The following is a 20,714-nucleotide window of genomic DNA, read 5'->3' on the forward strand; positions in this document are numbered from 1 at the left end:
CCACCTGACTTTTGCCGGATTTCTTCTTTTATTTTATGGACGATAAAACCAAATTCGGATAATACCGGAATAACTCTATGATTATATCATACACCCGATTACATGAAATACTTCTTGTATTCATTCTCAAAATTCGGAGTAAACACTTCTTTACCCATATTTTCGAGTATTTCCTCCTTTGTCCAGAATCTGCCTCCATCCAGTTCATCCTGACTTGGCTTCACTTCGCCATCATACACACAGCGATGCACATAGACCAATTCCTTCTCACGCTTACTCTCAAAGACATAATGTCCCATGGATATTGGTTCAAAGTCGGTTATTCCAAGTTCCTCCTTCACTTCGCGGTGCAGAGCCTGGTCCACACTCTCGCCTAAATCGACATGTCCACCGCAAGCTGTATCCCACTTGTCAGGTTGAATATCCTTCCAGGCCGGGCGATGCTGGAGAAACAGATCGCCTTTATTATTAAAAAGGTGTAGATGTACCACGGGATGCAATATTTTACTGCCGTCATGAGCATGACCACGACTGATGGCACCCAAAATAGTTCCCATCTCATCTACTACCGGAAACTGTTCATCTTTATTATCTATCATTTTCATTACTATTTTAATGCTATTTGTTATAGCGTACCATATTCATCAGAATATCTGAGCATCTGATGTTCATAGGATTCCGTATAATCAAGAAGAACCTTTGTCACATTACCCTCTTCATCAAACTCCAGTTTCATCCATGGGTTGATAAATCCTTTATAAGGAGCCAGGTTAAGTTTCTTGTATCGTTCCAAGATCTCATGATGCAACTCTGGATTGAGATTAACAGCATACTTCTCTACCAGAATACGGGCCGTATCAAAATCACCCTCACTCTTGATACGCTGGATTTCAGCCAACAAGTCTGCAAAAGCATGACGGAGAGCAGGATAATCAGTGATCTGAACGTAAGTCTTGCCATCTTTCTTCACCAGTTGTACCGCCTGAGAATAGTGTTCCAAGACCCAATTGGCTATCAACGCACGGTTGCGCATGTGAGCTTCCTCTATCTTATCACCCTCCTTGATACGTATCGCCTGTGTCAACAGTCCATTCATCAAATAAGAATAATATTGAGCCTTATAAGCCTCATCATCTGGAGTCAATCCCAACTCTACCAGTTTGTGATCAGCAACATAATACAAGCCGAACAAATCAGCACGAGCCTCCTCGATTGTATTGCCATAAGCCTTGAGAGCATCAGGGTCAACACCAGGAAGCAACTGACCACTGCCATGTCCCAGACATTCATGCAGGTCGGTATGCAGGTCATCCGTCACATCACCATATCGGTTGATGAGATCAAGAGTTTCCTGATCAACAACAAATTCATCCAGGAATCCATTGCCATGCGCAGCCTTATTGTATGCTTCAGTCAGATTTCCTATCGTCACACTCTTGCTGCCATGAGTCTCGCGAATCCAGTTAGCATTCGGAAGATTGATACCGATGGCAGAAGCAGGATATTCATCACCCCCCAACATGGCAGCACAGATAACATGAGCCGTCACACCTTTCACCTCAGCCTTCTTGAATTGAGGAGCTACAGGAGAATGGTCCTCAAACCACTGCGCATTCTGGCTGATAGCCTGAGTACGTCGGGTTGCCTCCATATCTTTAAATTCAACAAGACCTTCCCAGGTTCCTTTCAGTCCAAGAGGATCACCATAAACCTCAATAAAACCATTGATAAAATCAACCATACCCTCCTGCTGCTTGACCCATGCAATGCTATATCGGTCGAAATCAGAAAGGTCGCCAGTGCGATAATATTTGATCAGAAGATCGATGACATGAGCCTGCTGCTCATTTTCTGTATATTTCTGAGCTTTCAAGAGCCAGGAAATAATCTCCTTAATGGCAGAACCATACATACCTTCTTCTTTCCAGGTCTTTTCTACGATTTCTCCATTCCGCTTCATCAGTTTGGAATTGAGTCCATAGGAAGGTGGTGTCAAGTCTTCACCATCCTTCAGTCTGGCATAAAACCTTTCCACCTCATCCTGGTTAACGCCTTCATAGAAATTGCAGGCAGAAGTGGCTACCAGATCAACCCCATCAGTCTGATTCACACGCTTCGGAAGAACTTCCTCATCAAAGATAACGGGCACCAATTCATCCAGCAGGTCCTCCTTGGTCTCACCTCTTCTTAAAGGCAGTTCTGTCTCTGGCATCAGAGAAACTGCCTCATAGAAGAAATGCTCGGAAAAACCCGGTTTGAATTTTTCACAACCATAATGGTGATAGATGCCGCTGGAGAACCAGACTCTCTTGAGGTAAACCTCGAGAGCCTTGAAGTCATCAGATGTTCTATCTCCATCGTAATGCTTATAGATAGCCTCCAAAGTCTTACGGATACGAAGATTGTACTTTCCCTGCTGGTCGAAGGTAATATCACGGCCCATCAAGGTAGCCTTTGCCAAGCAATAAATATATATTTGCTGAGAAAGTGTCAAATCCTCAAAACCATTCAAGCGATAGCGCAACATTTGCAAGTCGGCAAAACGCTCATCTGTGAACTGAAAATGTTCGTTAGAATTGCTCATCATTCTGTTTATTTATTTATTATGATGCAAAAGTAACAACTTTCTTTGAAATAATCAAATAAAAAGTCTGTTTTCTAATGAAAAATATGTACCTTTGCCAGAAATTCATGCGAAATGCAAATAATAGATATACTGAAAAATTATTTTGGATATGATTCCTTCCGTTCTAATCAGGAAGCCATCATCCAGGAAATCATGCAGGGCAAGGATTGTCTCGTACTGATGCCTACAGGAGGCGGTAAAAGTCTCTGCTATCAGATACCCGCCTTAGCCTTGCCTGGTACCGCTGTGGTTATATCACCACTCATCAGTCTGATGCACGATCAGGTGGAAGCGCTCAAAGCCAATGGTATTCCGGCAGAAGCACTCAACAGTAGTACGGATACGATAGAGGAAACCATCATCAGAAGAAGATGTGAGGCTGGTGACCTGAAAATCATATACGTTTCTCCAGAGAAATTGCTGAGCGAAATACCATATCTCTTCAGCAATATCAAAATCTCATTATTTGCCGTAGATGAGGCTCACTGTATCAGCCAATGGGGGCATGATTTCAGACCGGAATATTCACAGTTGGGACTTCTTCACGAAAGATTCCAAGGAGTACCGGTCATGGCTCTGACCGCCACTGCTGATAAAATCACCCGTGAGGACATCGTCAAGCAGCTACACCTCAATGGCAAGACATTCGTCAGCAGCTTCGACCGCCCCAACTTAAGTCTGGCTGTACGCCGTGAAGGAACCAAGGCAGAAAAAATCAAATTCATCTTGCGCCATATCGGTTCCCATCCGGGCGATGCAGGTATCATCTATTGTCTCTCGAGAAAGAATACAGAGGTTGTGGCAGAAGAACTCAAAAAGAAAGGCATCAATGCTGCCGCCTATCATGCCGGGCTTCCTACAGAAGAACGAGCTTCTATCCAGCAACGGTTCAAGATGGATCAGATACAGGTAGTCTGCGCCACCATTGCCTTCGGCATGGGTATCGACAAGGGAAACGTAAGATGGGTCATCCACTATAACCTGCCACAGAGCATCGAAAGTTTCTATCAGGAGATAGGAAGAGCCGGGCGCGACGGGGCACCTGCAGACACCATCCTATTCTACTCATTAGCTGATGTCATACAGAGAAAGAGTTTTGCTGAAGCAAGCGGGCAAAAGGCTATCAATGCTGAGAAACTGCAACGTATGCAGGAATATGCTGAAGCCAGAGTCTGCCGCAGAAGAATCCTGCTCAACTACTTTGGTGAAACATCAGCGGAAGACTGCGGGCACTGCGATGTATGCGCCCATCCGCCAAAAACATTCGATGGTACGATTGTCACACAAAAAGCACTGAGCGCCATTGTCAGAACTAACGAAAAAATTCACATCGGACAATGTATCGAAGTTCTCAGGGGCATCAAATCACCTACAGTGGTCAAAAACCATTACAATGAACTCAAGACCTTTGGCGTGGGAAGTGACGTCAGCGTGAAAGACTGGCAAAACTACATGTTGCAGATGATGCAGATGGGATTTTTCGAAATTGCCTACAATGAGCACAATGTCATGAAAGTAACGGGCCTCGGCTGGCAGGTACTCAAGGGAGAACACCCTGTACAACTGGCTGTCACACAACAAAACGATAAGAGCAAGACTCCAGTGGTACATCCAAGACTGGTGCGCGTATCACATACTAAGACTGAGAATCAGGACCTTTTCGAAAGATTGAGAAAACTCCGACTCAAACTGGCTACAGAACAGGGCTATCCGCCTTACATCATACTGTCAGACCAGTCTTTGCATGAATTGGCAGCCATGAAACCAAGAACCATCGAACAGTTTGGCTTAGTGCATGGCATCGGTGAATTCAAGAAGAAAAAGTATGGGGAAATCTTCCTCAAAGAAATCAATAAAGAACCAAGAATGTTTGAATAAAAAAGAATGTTCTTCTAAAATAGAACGTTTGAACAAAAAACATAGTAAATATGAAGTTTATCGGAATTATTCCTGCGCGCTTCGCCTCTACAAGATTTCCAGGCAAGCCGCTGGCTATGTTGGGCGACAAGCCTGTCATCCAGCATGTTTATGAAAAAGTTTCCGCTGCCTTAGAGGAAGCTTATGTAGCAACCGACGACACCCGCATCTATGATGCTGTAGTGACCTTTGGCGGTAAGGCGGTCATGACACGTTCAGACCACAAGAGCGGCACAGACCGTATTGAGGAAGCTATTGAGAAAATTGGCGGCGACTGGGATGTCATCGTCAACGTACAGGGTGACGAACCATTTGTTGCTAAAAGTCAGCTCAATACCATCTGCCACTGCTTCGATGATGAGGCTACCCAGATAGCAACCCTTGGCAAACCCTTTACAAGCATGGATGCAGTAGCCAACCCTAACAGTCCAAAGATCGTAGTTGACAACTTTGGTTTTGCCATGTATTTCTCCAGAAGCATCATACCTTTTGTAAGAGGAAAAGAACAGGAAGAATGGCTCGACAACTATCCTTTCCTCAAGCACCTCGGCATCTATGCTTACAGAAAGGAGGTACTACGGAAAATCACCCAGTTGCCACAGAGTTCTCTTGAGATAGCAGAAAGTCTGGAACAACTCAGATGGCTGCAGAACGGATACAAGATCAAAGTGGGTAAGACTGACGTTGAAACAGTAGGAATCGATACTCCGCAAGATTTGGAAAAAGCCGAAGCTTTCCTGAAAGCACAGACTTCCAACGATTAATACTCAGCACTCTTAAACCGCTTAACGTTGGGTATCAAAATAACGATTAATATTGAGCATCAAAATAAGATAACAACATGAAGTTCGTACAAACCATACAGCAAAACATCACACAACAGCATCTATTGGAAAAAGATAAGAAATATCTGGTTGCCCTTTCCGGAGGAGCAGACAGTGTTGCTTTGCTGCTGGTACTTCATGAATTGGGTTATACCGTAGAGGCATGTCATTGTAATTTCCATCTAAGAGGAGAAGAGTCTGACAGAGATGAGCGATTTTGTGTTACCCTCTGCCAGCAACTCAACATAGAATTGCATCGCATCCACTTCGATACCAGGACTTATGCCGAACTACATAAAGAAAGCATCGAATTAGCGGCTCGCAACTTACGCTACCGCTATTTCGATCAGCTTCGCAAGGATATGAACGCTGCAGGTATATGCGTAGCCCATCATCAGGACGACAATGTTGAGACAATTCTTATCAATTTGGTAAGAGGTACAGGCCTGAAAGGACTTACTGGCATTTCTCCTGTCAACGGATACATCATCCGCCCATTCCTTTGCATCACCCGACAGGACATCCTCGACTATCTGACGGAACGCCATCAGAACTTCGTAACAGACAGTTCCAATCTGGTAGATGACGTCGTAAGAAACAAGATGCGTCTGAATATCATCCCGATGCTCAAAGAAATCAACCCGGCAGTTTGCCATAACATAGCAGCAACCGCCCAATATCTGACAGAAGTTTCGAAGATACTCACAGCTGCCCTGGAGAAAGAAAAGGAGCAGATATACCAGGAAACACCAGCCTCATTCTGCATGCCACAGCCAGTTATCCGTATCAGCAAATCATGGATATTAAACCAGGCAAGCACTGAGTATGCCCTGTTTCATACCCTTTCTCCATACGGAGCCTCCGGCAAGATGATCCAGGAGATACTCCTCTCTATCAATGCTACAGGAAAAACGTGGCAAACACCTACTCATCAGATACTTATAGATAGAGAACATATTCTGGTTAAAGAAAACAAGGAGGATGATTTCAGAAGAATTCTGATACCAGAACCAGGCAGCTATGTGACAGCAAAAGGGAAAATAAGGATTTCCAAAGAAACGGTAGCAGAAGACTTCAAACCTAGCAAAGAGAAGCATCTGATTACACTGGATGCCAGCAATATCAAGTTTCCGCTTACGCTCCGACGCACCCAACAGGGAGATGCATTCATACCTTTCGGAATGAAAGGCAGAAAATTAGTTAGCGACTATTTAACAGATAGAAAAAGAAATCTATTTGAAAAACAGTCGCAACTCATTTTGGCTGATTCTGTCGGAAATATTCTATGGGTAGTGGGTGAACGGACTTCAGAGGACTTCAGAATCAAGCATACGACAGAAACGATTCTGAAGATTGAAATCGTTCAAGATTAGATAGAAAACAATCGAGATCAGAAAGATATCGATTGAGATTAATCAGTAATCTTGGCTCCAAACTGAAGGATGAACTTGATTTTCTTCCCCTTCATGTTTTCAGGCTTCTTCCAGGAACCATCGAGTACAAGAACCTTAACACGCTTACCTGCAGGAACAGCATCCACGGCATCCTGGAGTGTAAAGTAATTGCCACGACCACGGGTTGAAACCACATAGTCATAATGGCGAACATGCTTCTTGAGTTCTGGCACTTGCTTACCTATCTCATCAGCCAAAGCATTGGCTACCAGACGGGCGCCATATACATTATAATGGGTATTATCCTGACGTCCCTTAGGAATCTGAGGACATTCACCCGGACGGAACCACATGTGCAACTTACGGCTTCCCTCAATGCCCAACTCAGTCTCAATATCATGAGTTATCTTTGTGGCATCCACAAAAGAAACATTCAGACGACGCGCCACATTGCGAGGAGCTACAACATAGGCTCCGTGAGTATCTATGAGTGTATTACTGTTTATCTTCTCTTCGCCCGCAAAAGTCGTCTTCCTCAATTTCTCGTCATCATCATTCTCCACTGGTGCCTGATAGAAACATCTGCGCACTACCGAATTAAACAAAACCGGGATACCGCCCTTGGCACGTGTTTCGTTGACGAAACGCTCCAGATTGGCATCAAAGGTAGAGCCTGGATCTGTATGACGGTCGGCATGAGGCTTCTCGTCATTGTGACCAAACTGAATAAACACATAATCCCCCGGTTTCAGTTTATCCAATACTTTCTGCCATCTGCCTTCATCGATAAAACTCTTAGAACTTCTACCATTGACGGCATGATTATCAACGATGATTTTATCATCAAAACAACCTTGCAGTACCATACCCCATCCTCTTTCTGGATTATTCTTGGCATTACCTTTCTCAGCAGCAGTAGAATCACCTATCACAAAGATGGTCGTTACCTTACTGCCAGATGTCAGAGCGAGCACCAGAAACAGGCAGGCAAACCAGGACAAAATCTTTTTCATCATTACGATTTGTTTTTAAGTTTGAATTTTCAGTTATTATTTTTAAAAAAGGCAGGAAGACCATCCAAACTGATGCTCCCTGCCTTTATTTCATATTGGCAATAAAACAAGAAAAATATTTCTTGATAACGCCTAAGTAAATTACTTCTTGATGACAGCGATAAGTTCATCAGCAGAAACCAACTGCTGTTCACCACTCTCCATATTCTTCAAAGTAACCTTCCCCTGTTCAATCTCATTCTCACCAGCAAGAACCACGAAAGGAATATTCTTGGCATTGGCGTAACTCATCTGCTTCTTCATCTTAGCTTTGTCAGGGAAGATTTCTGCACGGATACCTGCCTCACGAGCCTGACGGGCGATAGGCAGACAGTATGCAGTTTCCTTCTCACCGAAATTGATGAAGAGAACCTGTGTAGCATTCACAGCCTCCTTTGGATAAAGGTCGAGAGCATTGAGTACATCATAGATACGGTCTGCACCGAAAGAAATACCCACACCGCTCAATCCAGGAAGACCGAAGATACCAGTAAGGTTGTCATATCGGCCACCACCAGTAATACTGCCCATAGGAGTATCAAGCGCCTTCACTTCGAAGATAGCACCAGTATAGTAGTTCAAGCCACGGGCCAAAGTAAGATCCAGTTCAATCTCATTCTTCAAGCCTACAGTCTTCAGCGTATCAAGGATAAATTTAGTTTCCTCTACACCCTTCAAACCGATTTCTGAAGTTTCCAATACCTTAGCAATTACTTCAAGCTTCTCATCGTTAGAACCTGATAATGAGATAATTGGCTGCAACTTCTCGATAGCTTCCTCAGAGATACCATCAGCACGAAGTTCGTCATTCACATTGTCAAGTCCAATCTTATCAAGCTTATCGATAGCCACGGTAATATCCACAATCTTCTCAGCCTCACCGATTACCTCAGCGATACCAGTCAGGATCTTGCGGTTATTGATTTTGATGCAGACACGAACACCAAACTTGGTGAAAACTGTATCCACAATTTGCATCAACTCCACCTCATTGAGCAAGGAATCAGAACCTACCACATCCGCATCGCACTGATAAAACTCGCGGTAGCGACCCTTCTGTGGACGATCTGCACGCCAAACAGGCTGAATCTGATAACGCTTGAACGGCATCTGAAGTTCATCACGATGCTGAACCACATAACGAGCGAAAGGTACGGTCAAATCATAGCGCAAACCTTTCTCACAAAGTTTTGCTGCCAACTTCAATGATCCTAAAGAATGAATATCCTCATCACTGATTTTATTCATATAGTCACCAGAATTCAGAATTTTGAACAGCAACTTATCACCTTCCTCGCCATATTTACCCATCAGCGTCTGAAGGGTTTCCATGGCAGGTGTTTCTATCTGTTGGAATCCATAGAGTGCATATACATCCTTAATGGTATTAAAGATGTAATTGCGTTTCGCCATCTCGATAGGTCCGAAATCGCGAGTACCCTTTGGAATACTTGGTTTTTGAGCCATTTATTATTGTTTTATATTAAATGTTTAGTGCTTAATGTTCTGCGCAATATCTACCCTCAAAGTAAAATTAAACACAAAACATTAAACACTATATTATAAATTACTTTCTTACGATAGTTTGTTCACGGTCTGGACCGATAGAAATGATACCGATGCGAGTCTCGAGGAACTCTTCGAGGAAAGCTACGTAATCCTTGAATTCCTGTGGGAACTGATCCTCAGAAGTAAACTGAGTCATATCGGTTTTCCAACCCTTGAACTCCTTATATACAGGTTCTACATCGTCGATTTCGTATGGGAAGTCTGTAGTTACAGAACCATCCTTCAACTTGTATGCAACACAAGCCTTGATAGTATCAAAACCATCGAGAACGTCGCTCTTCATCATGATAAGTTCAGTAACACCATTTACCATTACAGAATACTTCAATTGTACGAGGTCGCACCAACCACAACGGCGCTCACGTCCTGTAACAGCACCATACTCATGACCGAGGTCGCGAATCTTAGCACCAGTCTCATCAAACAACTCCGTTGGGAAAGGACCTGCACCTACACGAGTACAGTAAGCCTTCATGATACCATATACATTACCGATGCGGTTTGGACCGATACCCAAACCGATACAAGCACCTGCACAGATAGTATTGGATGAAGTAACGAAAGGATAAGAACCGAAATCAACATCGAGCATAGTACCCTGAGCACCCTCGCAAAGAATATCCTTGCCAGAACGGAGCACCTTATTGATCTCCACCTCGCTGTCAACGATAGAGAACTGCTTCAGGTATTCGATACCTTCCATCCAAGTCTTCTCTACCTCAGTAATATCGAAATCAGTATAACCAAGAGATGCTATCTGCTTGAGGTGCAAAGTCTTATGAGCTTCATACTTCTCCTGGAAGTTCTCAAGGATATCACCCACGCGCAAACCAGTACGGCTTACCTTGTCAGTATAAGTAGGACCAATACCCTTACCAGTTGTACCAACCTTATTTTTACCCTTAGAAGCCTCGATGGCTGCGTCGAGCACACGATGAGTAGGCATGATGAGATGAGCCTTCTTGGAAATATGAAGACGGCTCTTGAGGTCATGACCGCTCTTCTCCAAGTCCTTAGCCTCCTGCATGAAGAGGTCTGGAGCCAGAACGACACCATTACCAATAATGTTCACCTTACCGCCCTGGAAAATACCAGAAGGGATAGAGCGAAGAACGTATTTCTGTCCCTCAAACTCCAATGTATGTCCTGCATTAGGACCACCCTGAAAGCGAGCTACCACATCATACTTAGGGGTCAACACGTCAACCACCTTACCTTTACCTTCATCGCCCCACTGAAGACCCAGCAGGACATCTACTTTACCTGTGTTCATTTTATAAATAGTTATTTTGACTTTTCTACTTTACCATTGTTACGTTTTCTAGTCATCTTGCCCTGACACGTACTGCACACTCCATAGATATAGAGAGCGAAGGCATCACGACGGAATCTTTGCAGCTTGGTCTCGTTGATGGCATCCACTACCAGCGGAGCCTGTATCTCCGTTACCTTACCACAAACCGTACATACCTGATGCACATGGTTTTCATTATTAAAACTTGCTTCATACTTGGTACCATCTACCAAACTATGTCGCACGACCAGCCGGAGTTCGATGAATAGATGCATCGTATTGTAAAGCGTAGCCCTACTTACGGGGAAATGCATCTTTTCCAACTGCGCCCCAAGGTCTTCGAGCGTAAAATGCCCATCTAAGCTATAAACAGCATCAAGGATTGCATAACGTTCTGGAGTCTTGCGATGCTTATTCATCTCCAGATAATTATCCAAAACATCCCTGACTTTTGACTTCACATTATTAGTCATATTACTACCTAAGTTACATAAAACGCACAAAGATAGCCATAATTTATGACATAGAGAAAACTATTCTTTTAAAAAAAACTAAATGAGGAATCTTTCCCTGTCACGAGAGGAAAAAACTGGGAACCCCACATGCAAAACGCATAATTATAACAAAATCCTTACCCCTTAGAATTTCTTTAATTCCTCATAGATTCTTTGCACAGGAAGTCCCATGACATTAAAGTAACTTCCCTTCAAACTCGTGCAACCGATATAACCTATCCATTCCTGAATGCCATAGGCTCCAGCCTTATCGAACGGTTTGTAATGCTCTACATAATAATCTATCTCATTCTTTGACAGTTTTTTGAAAGTAACCTCCGTAATGACAGAAAACTGTCGCTGTTTTTCCAGAGAAGTGATACAGACACCAGTCACCACATGATGGGTTTTCCCGCTCAGCATTTCCAGCATTCTGATCGCATCCGCAGCATCCTTCGGTTTTCCCAAAATGATACCCTTTCCTTCCTGGTCATTCTGTTCTTCACTGCTCGGTGCTATCACTACGGTATCAGCAGTAAGTATCAATAATTCAGGATTTCCATCCGAAGGTTGCTGATGATTGATGGAAGTTTCCTGATGACTGATGGCAGAATCAAGCAGTGGGCGGTATGCCTGGGCTTTTTTCACGGCTATATACTGGGCTGTATCGTATGCAGGTAGAGATTCTGGAAAACTTTCGTCTATACCCTGAATGACCTTCACTTCGAAAGGAATATCGAGACCTGCCAAAAGTTCCTTGCGTCGAGGCGAATTACTTGCCAATATAATTCTAAAATTCTTCATATTCTTGTTCTGTTTCCATATTAATCTACCATCCGAAAGCCTTTGCTCCAGACAACCATTTTCCCTGTGCACGAAGCACCTGTTCCACGACATCTCTACCACAGCCTTCACCACCATTGCAGGAAGATACATAAGTAGAGATTTCCTTGATGTCTGAACATGCGTCGGCAGGACAGCAAGGGCATCCGCACTCTCTCATCACCTCATAATCAGGGATGTCATCGCCTACATAGATGATTTCCTCGTTCGTCAACTGATATTTCTCCAGAAACTCACGATAGGTCTTGATCTTAACAGCACAACCCATATAGATATCCTCTACACCCAATCCCTCATAGCGAAGACGGATGGCCTCCGATTTTCCACCCGTGAGTATCACTATGCGCAAATCTGATTTCTGCGCCAACTGGATGGCATATCCATCCTTGATATTCACCGTACGCAAAGGCTCACCAGCAGAAGAAAGGGTTATTGTCTGACGGGAAAGCACACCATCTACATCAAAGATAATGGCCTTGATCTTATCTAAATCATAATTTATCATATCTTTTTAAACTTCTATTTCTTACAGAAACGATGATAACTATTTCTTACTAAAACGATGGATACCTAAGCTCAAACGCTCATAAATATCCTTGATCTGAGGCTGATCCTTCAGCAAGGCAGCCTGCATACGAATCACATTCTCGTCAAACCGTACGGCAGGTCCCGTCTGTGCTTCTCTTGGAGAAAGTTCATGTACTTTCTTGGCTGTCTCATCTATCAGCGGTAGCATCACATCAAACGGGATACCATGATCAGCCAGGATTTTCTCACTGATAGCATAACAGTGGTTGACAAAATTGCAGGCAAAGACGGCTGAGAGATGCAAGTACTTACGGTCAGCACTCGACAATTCATACACATTCCCACTCAACTCATGCGCCATATCAGCTATCATGGTATGAGCATAGTCATCATTTGCCTCTATAAAACAAGGAATCTCAGAAAAGTCCACTTCCTTGCTTTTAGAGAAAGTTTGCATCGGATAAAACACACCATAATGGATAGCCATGCCTTCAAAGACGTTCATATCCATAGAACCAGCCGTATGCAGGAACACCTTGGTTTCCTTCCCCTTACAAAGTCGTGGCAGCAATTCGCCCAAAACCGAGTCTTTTACGGAGACCACATACAGATCGGCATCCGCACGTACCTGTTCTATATCCGTCACAGGTGCCCCTCCTGCAATCTGAGCCAAGGCAGTAGCCGACTCTACAGTTCTACTAAATACCTGCACGATATCATGACCGGCAGCCAAAAGCGCCTTTCCCAAGTTGGTGGCCAGATTACCAGCCCCTATCAAAACTATCTTCATGATTTACCTATATTATCTGAGTTATTACCTATACCTTATTATATATAAAGAGAAAAAAATACATATATACGAACAAAGGTTACCGAACAGACTGACTATTCGATAACCTTATTCAACAATGCCGCACCACGCTCTGTACAGAATCCACGTATGATAACCAAGAAAAAGTTATCAAATATCTGCTGCATACTATACTTCTTGTAGATCTGGTTACGCATAATTTCACTCATAGAGGCACTGAGAAGTTCCATCGTAAGGCTATAGTCAATATCCTGACGGAAGAGCCCTTCCTCTACACCCGCTTTCAGGAATTTTACCCTATCCGCAAATTCGCGTTCATGCTCCTGATTGAAAAACTCGATCACCCGAGGCATACGGTGAATTTCCTCATAAAAAGCAACCCCCACCATACTATTCACCTCCATCTGCAGCTTATAGAAATAGCCGATAATATCCACTACATTATGAGCCACATTGCAGGAGTAGGTCTCTAACTTTTCCCTCATCTCCAGGCTTTTGATTTTCAAGCCAGCAAGGAGCAGTTCCTCTTTATCACCGAATATTTCATATACGGTACGCTTAGACACATGAAGCCCTTGTGAGATTTCATCCATCTTCACAGCCCTAACACCACGCTTGTAAAATTCACCCATGGCATAGTCGATGATTCTACTTTTCAATTCCTTGCGATATTCATTAATTTCGACCATTTTTTTGCTCTGTCTAAGTTTTTTTGTGCAAAGATACAAAAAAAAACAAAAAACCTACGCAATTTAACTAGTTTTTTATTACCTTTGCACAAAAATCTCGAAATGTGCACAAAATGCATAAAAATCGTAAGAATTTAAAACTTTAAACTAACATATTATTATGGTAAAGATTACAAAGGAGGCGGCTCTTGCCTATCACGTAAATGGTCGTCCTGGAAAAATCGAGGTTAAGCCAACCAAGCCATACCATACTCAGACGGATTTGAGTTTGGCTTATTCACCTGGTGTAGCATTCCCATGTCTTGAGATTCAGCAGAATCCAGACGATGTTTACAAGTACACAGACAAGGGTAACCTTGTAGCCGTTATCAGCAACGGTACAGCTGTGCTCGGTCTTGGCGATATCGGCGCCATGAGCGGTAAGCCTGTAATGGAAGGTAAGGGATTACTCTTCAAGATTTATGGTGGAATCGATGTCTTTGATATCGAGATTGACGAAAAAGACCCAGAAAAATTCTGTGAAGTCGTAGAGCGCATTGCTCCATCTTTCGGTGGTATCAACCTGGAGGACATCAAGGCTCCTCAGTGCTTCTACATCGAAGAGCGTCTGAAGAAGACTCTCGACATCCCTGTGATGCATGACGACCAGCATGGTACTGCCATCATCTCTGCAGCAGGTTTGAAGAACGCCCTCGAGGTTGCAGGCAAAGACATCGCCAAGGTGAAAATCGTTGTCAATGGTGCCGGTGCTGCTGCCATCAGTTGTACCAAGCTCTATGTAGCTCTCGGTGCTAAGGTGGAAAATATCCTGATGCTCGACTCCAAGGGTGTGATTACAAGCGACCGCGAAAACCTCACTGAACAGAAGAAGATCTTTGCCACAGACCGTCGCGACGTTCATACTCTGGAAGAGGCTATCAAGGGTGCTGATGTTTTCGTAGGCTTGAGCAAGGGTAACGTACTCTCTCAGGATATGTTGCGCTCTATGAACGACAACCCTATCGTATTCGCACTTGCCAACCCTGTGCCTGAAATCAGCTACGAGGACGCGATGGCAAGCCGCCCTGACGTCCTGATGTCAACAGGCCGTTCTGACTATCCAAACCAGATCAACAACGTAATCGGTTTCCCATATATCTTCCGCGGTGCACTCGACGTTCACGCACGTGCCATCAACGAAGAAATGAAGTTGGCAGCTGTACACGCTATCGCTGACCTGGCCAAGCAGCCTGTTCCTGATGTTGTCAATGAAGTTTATCATGTCAACGACCTTACATTCGGTCCTAAATACTTCATTCCAAAACCAGTTGACCCTCGTTTGATTACTGAGGTAAGTGCAGCTATCGCAAAGGCAGCTATGGATAGCGGTGTTGCCCGCACTCCAATCACCGACTGGGAGGCATACAAGCAGCACCTGCGCGAGTTGCTCGGACAGGAAACCAAGTTGACCCGCAAGCTCCATGATACAGCCCGCCTGCATCCACAGCGCGTGGTATTTGCAGAAGGTGGCAACCCAACTATGTTGAAGGCAGCCGTTCAGGCTAAGACAGAAGGCATCTGCGAGCCAATCCTCTTGGGCAACCCAGACCGTCTGAACCGTGTGGCTAACCGCTTGAAACTTGATTTGGATGGCATTCAGATTGTAGATATGCGTGCAGACAACGAGCAAGGTCGCCGCGCAACATTCGCTAAGCATTTGGCTGAGAAGAGAGCACGCGAAGGCTATACATTCGAGGAGGCTTACGACAAGATGTATGAGCGCAACTACTTCGGTATGTCTATGGTAGAGCAAGGCGATGCTGATGCTTTCATCACAGGTCTTTACACTAAATATTCCAACACCATCAAGGTGGCTAAGGACGTAATCGGCATCCGTGAGGGCTACAACACCTTCGGAACCATGCACATTCTCAACACTCAGAAGGGCATCTTCTATATTGCTGACACCCTCATCAACCGCCACCCAGACCAGGATGTACTCGTGGATATCGCTAAGTTGTCTGCAGGTACAGTGAAGTTCTTCAATGAGGAACCTGTGATGGCAATGTTGAGCTATTCAAACTTCGGTACCGATGCACAGGGTTCACCTGTCAAGGTAAAGAATGCCGTAGAAGCAATACAGAAGGAATTCCCTGATTTGGCAATTGATGGTGAGATGCAGGTGAACTATGCACTCAACAAGCAGTTGCGCGATGAGAAATATCCGTTCTCTCGCCTGAAGGGTAAGGATGTCAACACATTGGTATTCCCTAACCTCAGCAGCGCCAATGGTGCATACAAACTCTTGCAGGCTCTGAGTCCTGAGGCAGAGATTATCGGTCCTATCCAGATGGGTCTTAACAAACCTATCCACTTCACCGATTCTGAGAGCAGCGTACAGGATATCGTCAACATCACAGCTGTAGCTGTTATTGACGCATACGTAGAGAAAATCAAGAACAACAAATAGTATCAATTACTATATCCCCCCAAAAAGTGTGTCATGAATTTATGACACACTTTTTTTTTTTGGGGGGGTAAACATAAATCTTGCTAATGAAAATCCATACTATATTCAGATAAAAGAAACTATAGTTGTGAATTTAACACTAAGAAAACAATACGAGAATAAATTATTTAAAATTATAGGAAAAATCAAGCAACACAAACGTTTGCATTGTTTTTTAGTTAAAACCCGTTAAATATTCGTAAAATACAAGTAAAAGGCAAAATATGGAGAAAAAAGGCAAAAAAATATTTGGTAGAATAAATAAAAAGTATTACCTTTGCCATCGTTATCCTGAAAACAATCTTTTTACCTTAAAGGAAACTAATACCTATTGAAGATTTGGAGCGGTAGCCTGTGAAGGTCATCGCTTTTTTTTGCATTAAATTTTCCACCATCCCTTGCGCAAACTTCAAGCGCTCATCCAATTAATTATACATGTCATACTATATGTAAAAAAAGAAAATATATCATATTGCATTCTTGTCATCAAGGAGAAAACACCATAGCCCTACCCACTTTTATTTTTCCCTGGGCAGGCAAAAATTTCTCCGTGGGCAAGCAAAAAAAAATCATGGGCAGCCAGCAAAAAAAAAATCTGACTTTTCCTGATTTCAGTAGACACTTTTTTACTTTATAAACTAAAAAGGTAGACACTATCAATTTCATAAAACTGAAATAGTAGACACTCCTTATTTTTTGTTCCTAATTTTATAGACACAATAAAAAGAATCGTACTATATTTGTAGTCACTACCCTTCCACTGGACTTACCGAAACCGGACTTTGATATTTTTCATCAAGAAAGGACAAATGTTCCATTACTTATATAGATTTATTTAGATTTTGGAAAAATTACAATATAAACTTGTAATTTTTCCAATTTTTATTTGGTGGTTTAAGAAATTCTTTCTATCTTTGCAACCGAAATCAAAAAGCAACAGAATATGAATAATGGCAAAGTAGCATACAATAGACTTATCGAATGCGATATCCGTCCGTCGATTCAGAGAATTGCTATCATGGATTATCTCCTGACGCATCCTATCCATCCGACTATCGATGATGTCTATCAAGAATTGTATAAGACAATACCTACACTCAGCAGAACTACAGTATATAATACGCTGAGAATGATGAGCGAGAAGAATGCTGCTCAAATGATTACCATTGATGAGCATCGTGTGTGTTATGACGGAAACACGACTCCTCATGTTCATTTCTTCTGCAAGAAATGTGGAAAAGTGATTGACCTCTTCGACGAGAAGGCACCCAAGATGACCAAACAAAAGGTGATAGAGGGGAATATCGTAGATGAACAACAGCTCTACTACAAGGGAATTTGCGCTGATTGTGCTAAACTCAACGAGGAAAAGAAGCGCAAGGCAAAATAAGCAGAGCTACCGCCAGACATCACATTGACACATTATTAATATATAGTATATACAAAACAGAAATAGAATTATTAACTTATAAAACAAGAACATTATGAAGAAGAAATTTATTTGCACCGTATGTGGATATATCTATGAAGGAACTGAAGCACCTGAGAAGTGCCCAATCTGTAAGGCACCTGCCGACAAGTTCAAGGAGATGGAGAATGCAGTTGACGACGACTTGACTTTCGCAACTGTTCACGTTTTGGGTCAGGCTTATAAGGATGGCGTCAACGAGGACGTTATCAAGGGCTTGAAGGACCATTTCAATGGTGAGTGCGGTGAGGTTGGTATGTATCTCGCCATGGCACGCCAGGCAGACCGTGAGGGCTATCCAGAAATCGCTGAGGCTTACAAGCGTTATGCTTTCGAGGAGGCAGATCACGCTTCTCGCTTTGCAGAGCTTCTCGGTGAGGTTTTGGGTGATACCAAGAGCAACCTCGAGGCACGTATCGCAGCCGAGAAGGGTGCATGCGAGGACAAGTTCCGCATTGCCAAGTTGGCTAAGGAGCAGGGATCTGATGCAATCCACGATACTGTACACGAGATGGCTAAGGATGAGGCTCGCCACTGCGCAGGCTTTGCCGGTCTCTACAAGAGATATTTCAAATAATGCATTACATTTCTCATTAATTTGTACCTGATATAAAAGAGTTCATGTTAGGAAACAGATTTTTGAGTATAAGTAATAAGATGAAGAATTCGAGAGGGCTTGTCGGGAAACTGGCAAGCCCTCGTTTTCTTGGTATGCTCGGCATGAGCTTATTCTAATGGGTGCAAGTCCCTAACGAGCCCCAATAGCGGGAATCGTATAGCCAATAGCAAGGGTGTCCATTGCGAGGTGGAATCTGAAAGAAGCTTGCGGCAAACATCTGACCTAACGCACAGAAACTTCATACAAGGCATTTGACCATGGATGAGATTGCCAAACAAATCAAAGTCCTATAGCTATTCGGAATGGTTGGTGTAAATGAAGTGGGTATAAGATGGAAAGAATAAGCCCTTATCCGAGGAGGTCTCACGGACATGGCGATTAGTTGCTTTTACGAAAGTCATGGAGTAAAGCTTGCCGTGAGAAGTCAGCAGATGCCATAGTAGTGGAGTTCTCGATAACACTCCATGAAGGGCAGAACCTATAAATTAAACGATAGTAATTGAAACGTACCTTATGAAGGAAAGAATGCAGAAAACATTGGCAGAAGTCAAGGGCTGCCCACAGAAAGATAGGACGGAATCCGAAGGATATGTGGGAGCGCAGACCTTCATGTGGATATGTGAAGACAACATCGTGGAAGTACCATTCGATAAGGAACACCTATTGGAGCGCATCATCAGTCCCGATAACTTGCTCAAAGCCTACAAGGCAGTGCAGCGTAACAAGGGCTGTAGCGGTATCGACAAGATGTCATGTGAGCAAATGCTCCCTTGGCTCTTGGCTAATAAGGATGTCCTAATCCGTTCCTTGCTTGACGGTTCATACCGTCCGAACCCAGTTAAAAGGGTAGAGATACCCAAAGACAATGGCAAGATGCGCCTGTTGGGCATCCCCACGGTCATAGACCGTCTGGTTCAACAAGCCATCAATCAGACCCTAACCCCCATCTATGAGCGCCAATTCTCTCCAAGAAGCTACGGCTTTCGTCCGAGAAGAGGTTGCCATGATGCCCTGAGAAGTGCGCAGAAAATGGTCGATGAAGGCTACATCTATGTGGTTGACCTCGACTTGGAGCGTTTCTTCGACACGGTGAGCCACAGCAAACTCATAGAAATCCTCAGCCGCACGATAAAGGATGGCAGGGTAATAAGCCTTATCCACAAATATCTCCGCAGTGGTGTGATGAACAAAGGAATGTTCGAGACAAGTGAGGAAGGCACTCCACAAGGAGGACCGTTAAGTCCGCTTTTGAGTAATATCATGCTCAACGAGTTGGACAAGGAACTCACACGTCGAGGTCTCCCTTTTGTTCGCTACGCCGATGACTCGATGATATTTTGTAAGTCCAAGCGTGCAGCCAAGCGCGTGAAGGAATCCATAACCCGATTCATCGAAGGAAAACTTCATCTAAAGGTGAACAGGGATAAGACATTTGTGTCCTATGTGCAAGGTGTGAAATACCTTGGCTACTCCTTTTATGTAATGAAAGGCAAATGCCAACTCACTGTGCATCCAAAAGCCAAAGCCAAGATGAAAGCCAAACTCAAGGAGTTGACTTCCCGAAGCAATGGTTGGGGATATGCCAAGAGGAAGCAAAAACTTGAAGAGTACATAAAGGGTTGGGTAGGTTACTATCACCTTGCCAACATGAAACGTTTTCTCATAGACATGGATGAGTGGCTAAGGCGACGGCTACGTATGTGTATATGGAAGTCGTGGAAGAGGGTGAAAACGAGAGTTGCCAACTTGGTAAAGTGCGGTATAGACAAATACCAAGCTTACATGTGGGGCAATAGTCGTTTGGGTTATTGGCGCATAGCTGGCAGTTATATACTATGTCATGCGATAACCAACGAAAAGTTGAGCATGGCAGGCTATGCTACACTGATGGGTTCATACATCGAATGGCACCCAAAAATAGGAACCGCCGTATGCGGAACCGCACGTACGGTGGTGTGAGAGGTCGGAAAACGAAAAGTAGGAGAAAAACTACTTCGTTTTCCTCCTACTCGATTGCAACCTCCAATCTGTCAATGAATATAATAATCCCTTCATTCCTTCATTTTTTGGGATTAAAATTTGGGAGTATAAAAAAATA

General features: G+C 43.6%; 17 protein-coding genes. 7 read left to right on the plus strand and 10 right to left on the minus strand.

The genetic code is table 11. The annotated features are described in order from the left end of the window. Nucleotides 1-98: 98 nt before the first annotated feature. On the minus strand, nucleotides 99-599 hold the full coding sequence (locus tag KUA50_RS05085) for an NUDIX hydrolase (RefSeq protein ID WP_218457364.1): 501 nt from the start codon (nucleotides 597-599) through the stop codon (nucleotides 99-101). A gap of 26 nt (nucleotides 600-625) precedes the next feature. Continuing rightward, on the minus strand, nucleotides 626-2,587 hold the full coding sequence (locus KUA50_RS05090; RefSeq protein WP_256624303.1) for a dipeptidyl peptidase 3: 1,962 nt from the start codon (nucleotides 2,585-2,587) through the stop codon (nucleotides 626-628). 111 nt (nucleotides 2,588-2,698) lie between these two features. Here KUA50_RS05090 and recQ point away from each other — a divergent pair, with 111 nt between their 5' ends. The 3 genes from recQ to tilS all read left to right on the plus strand — a co-directional run bounded on the left by recQ (nucleotide 2,699) and on the right by tilS (nucleotide 6,740). Then, nucleotides 2,699-4,504 (plus strand): DNA helicase RecQ, encoded by a 1,806-nt coding sequence (recQ, locus tag KUA50_RS05095; protein WP_218457365.1) that lies wholly within the window; start codon nucleotides 2,699-2,701, stop codon nucleotides 4,502-4,504. Nucleotides 4,505-4,554: 50 nt separating this feature from the next. Next, the gene (gene kdsB / locus KUA50_RS05100) at nucleotides 4,555-5,307 is read left to right on the plus strand and encodes a 3-deoxy-manno-octulosonate cytidylyltransferase (RefSeq protein WP_218457366.1); all 753 of its coding nucleotides are present in this window, start codon (nucleotides 4,555-4,557) and stop codon (nucleotides 5,305-5,307) included. Nucleotides 5,308-5,384: 77 nt separating this feature from the next. After that, nucleotides 5,385-6,740, plus strand: coding sequence for a tRNA lysidine(34) synthetase TilS (gene tilS / locus KUA50_RS05105; protein WP_218457367.1), 1,356 nt, complete (start codon nucleotides 5,385-5,387; stop codon nucleotides 6,738-6,740). Between the two features lie 38 nt (nucleotides 6,741-6,778). Here the strand turns inward: tilS and KUA50_RS05110 are convergent, their stop codons facing one another. The 8 genes from KUA50_RS05110 to KUA50_RS05145 form a co-directional block, all read right to left on the minus strand. After that, nucleotides 6,779-7,774 carry a rhamnogalacturonan acetylesterase gene (locus tag KUA50_RS05110; protein WP_218457383.1) on the minus strand — a complete coding sequence of 332 codons (996 nt, stop codon included), beginning with the start codon at nucleotides 7,772-7,774 and terminating at the stop codon, nucleotides 6,779-6,781. A gap of 141 nt (nucleotides 7,775-7,915) precedes the next feature. Next, nucleotides 7,916-9,280, minus strand: a complete 1,365-nt coding sequence (hisS, locus tag KUA50_RS05115) for a histidine--tRNA ligase (protein WP_218457368.1) — start codon at nucleotides 9,278-9,280, stop codon at nucleotides 7,916-7,918. Between the two features lie 100 nt (nucleotides 9,281-9,380). After that, the gene (locus tag KUA50_RS05120; protein WP_218457369.1) at nucleotides 9,381-10,655 is read right to left on the minus strand and encodes an adenylosuccinate synthase; all 1,275 of its coding nucleotides are present in this window, start codon (nucleotides 10,653-10,655) and stop codon (nucleotides 9,381-9,383) included. Between the two features lie 11 nt (nucleotides 10,656-10,666). Then, on the minus strand, nucleotides 10,667-11,149 hold the full coding sequence (locus KUA50_RS05125) for a Fur family transcriptional regulator (protein WP_218457370.1): 483 nt from the start codon (nucleotides 11,147-11,149) through the stop codon (nucleotides 10,667-10,669). 165 nt (nucleotides 11,150-11,314) lie between these two features. Next, on the minus strand, nucleotides 11,315-11,974 hold the full coding sequence (locus KUA50_RS05130; protein WP_218457371.1) for a Maf-like protein: 660 nt from the start codon (nucleotides 11,972-11,974) through the stop codon (nucleotides 11,315-11,317). 25 nt (nucleotides 11,975-11,999) lie between these two features. Continuing rightward, nucleotides 12,000-12,518 (minus strand): KdsC family phosphatase, encoded by a 519-nt coding sequence (locus tag KUA50_RS05135; protein WP_218457372.1) that lies wholly within the window; start codon nucleotides 12,516-12,518, stop codon nucleotides 12,000-12,002. A gap of 39 nt (nucleotides 12,519-12,557) precedes the next feature. Beyond that, on the minus strand, nucleotides 12,558-13,331 hold the full coding sequence (locus KUA50_RS05140) for a Rossmann-like and DUF2520 domain-containing protein (RefSeq protein ID WP_218457373.1): 774 nt from the start codon (nucleotides 13,329-13,331) through the stop codon (nucleotides 12,558-12,560). Between the two features lie 95 nt (nucleotides 13,332-13,426). Beyond that, entirely contained in the window at nucleotides 13,427-14,041 is a 615-nt protein-coding gene (locus KUA50_RS05145) for a TetR/AcrR family transcriptional regulator (RefSeq protein WP_218457374.1), read from the minus strand. A gap of 160 nt (nucleotides 14,042-14,201) precedes the next feature. On the opposite strand from KUA50_RS05145, the gene KUA50_RS05150 reads away from it, so the two are divergent. The 4 genes from KUA50_RS05150 to ltrA all read left to right on the plus strand — a co-directional run bounded on the left by KUA50_RS05150 (nucleotide 14,202) and on the right by ltrA (nucleotide 20,575). After that, entirely contained in the window at nucleotides 14,202-16,490 is a 2,289-nt protein-coding gene (locus KUA50_RS05150) for an NADP-dependent malic enzyme (protein WP_218457375.1), read from the plus strand. 982 nt (nucleotides 16,491-17,472) lie between these two features. Further along, nucleotides 17,473-17,919 carry a Fur family transcriptional regulator gene (locus KUA50_RS05155; RefSeq protein WP_022111587.1) on the plus strand — a complete coding sequence of 149 codons (447 nt, stop codon included), beginning with the start codon at nucleotides 17,473-17,475 and terminating at the stop codon, nucleotides 17,917-17,919. A 94-nt stretch (nucleotides 17,920-18,013) separates the two neighbouring features. Beyond that, a complete protein-coding gene (locus KUA50_RS05160) occupies nucleotides 18,014-18,574 on the plus strand; it encodes an NADH peroxidase (RefSeq protein WP_022111588.1) in 561 nt (186 codons plus the stop codon). Between the two features lie 555 nt (nucleotides 18,575-19,129). Then, nucleotides 19,130-20,575, plus strand: a complete 1,446-nt coding sequence (ltrA, locus tag KUA50_RS05165; RefSeq protein WP_218458242.1) for a group II intron reverse transcriptase/maturase — start codon at nucleotides 19,130-19,132, stop codon at nucleotides 20,573-20,575. The last annotated feature ends 139 nt before the right edge of the window (nucleotides 20,576-20,714 follow it).

The sequence above is a fragment of the Segatella hominis genome (assembly GCF_019249725.2).
Taxonomy (GTDB): Bacteria; Bacteroidota; Bacteroidia; order Bacteroidales; family Bacteroidaceae; genus Prevotella.

Excerpts from the sequence above, each read along its gene's own strand:
- KUA50_RS05135 (WP_218457372.1), bottom strand. The coding sequence starts at position 12,518 with ATGATAAATTATGATTTAGATAAGATCAAGGCCATTATCTTTGATGTA.
- KUA50_RS05150 (WP_218457375.1), top strand. The coding sequence starts at position 14,202 with ATGGTAAAGATTACAAAGGAGGCGGCTCTTGCCTATCACGTAAATGGT.
- KUA50_RS05145 (WP_218457374.1), bottom strand. The coding sequence starts at position 14,041 with ATGGTCGAAATTAATGAATATCGCAAGGAATTGAAAAGTAGAATCATC.
- kdsB (WP_218457366.1), top strand. The coding sequence starts at position 4,555 with ATGAAGTTTATCGGAATTATTCCTGCGCGCTTCGCCTCTACAAGATTT.
- ltrA (WP_218458242.1), top strand. The coding sequence starts at position 19,130 with ATGAAGGAAAGAATGCAGAAAACATTGGCAGAAGTCAAGGGCTGCCCA.
- recQ (WP_218457365.1), top strand. The coding sequence starts at position 2,699 with ATGCAAATAATAGATATACTGAAAAATTATTTTGGATATGATTCCTTC.
- KUA50_RS05160 (WP_022111588.1), top strand. The coding sequence starts at position 18,014 with ATGAAGAAGAAATTTATTTGCACCGTATGTGGATATATCTATGAAGGA.
- KUA50_RS05140 (WP_218457373.1), bottom strand. The coding sequence starts at position 13,331 with ATGAAGATAGTTTTGATAGGGGCTGGTAATCTGGCCACCAACTTGGGA.
- KUA50_RS05130 (WP_218457371.1), bottom strand. The coding sequence starts at position 11,974 with ATGAAGAATTTTAGAATTATATTGGCAAGTAATTCGCCTCGACGCAAG.
- KUA50_RS05120 (WP_218457369.1), bottom strand. The coding sequence starts at position 10,655 with ATGAACACAGGTAAAGTAGATGTCCTGCTGGGTCTTCAGTGGGGCGAT.
- tilS (WP_218457367.1), top strand. The coding sequence starts at position 5,385 with ATGAAGTTCGTACAAACCATACAGCAAAACATCACACAACAGCATCTA.
- KUA50_RS05125 (WP_218457370.1), bottom strand. The coding sequence starts at position 11,149 with ATGACTAATAATGTGAAGTCAAAAGTCAGGGATGTTTTGGATAATTAT.
- hisS (WP_218457368.1), bottom strand. The coding sequence starts at position 9,280 with ATGGCTCAAAAACCAAGTATTCCAAAGGGTACTCGCGATTTCGGACCT.
- KUA50_RS05085 (WP_218457364.1), bottom strand. The coding sequence starts at position 599 with ATGATAGATAATAAAGATGAACAGTTTCCGGTAGTAGATGAGATGGGA.
- KUA50_RS05090 (WP_256624303.1), bottom strand. The coding sequence starts at position 2,587 with ATGATGAGCAATTCTAACGAACATTTTCAGTTCACAGATGAGCGTTTT.
- KUA50_RS05155 (WP_022111587.1), top strand. The coding sequence starts at position 17,473 with ATGAATAATGGCAAAGTAGCATACAATAGACTTATCGAATGCGATATC.
- KUA50_RS05110 (WP_218457383.1), bottom strand. The coding sequence starts at position 7,774 with ATGAAAAAGATTTTGTCCTGGTTTGCCTGCCTGTTTCTGGTGCTCGCT.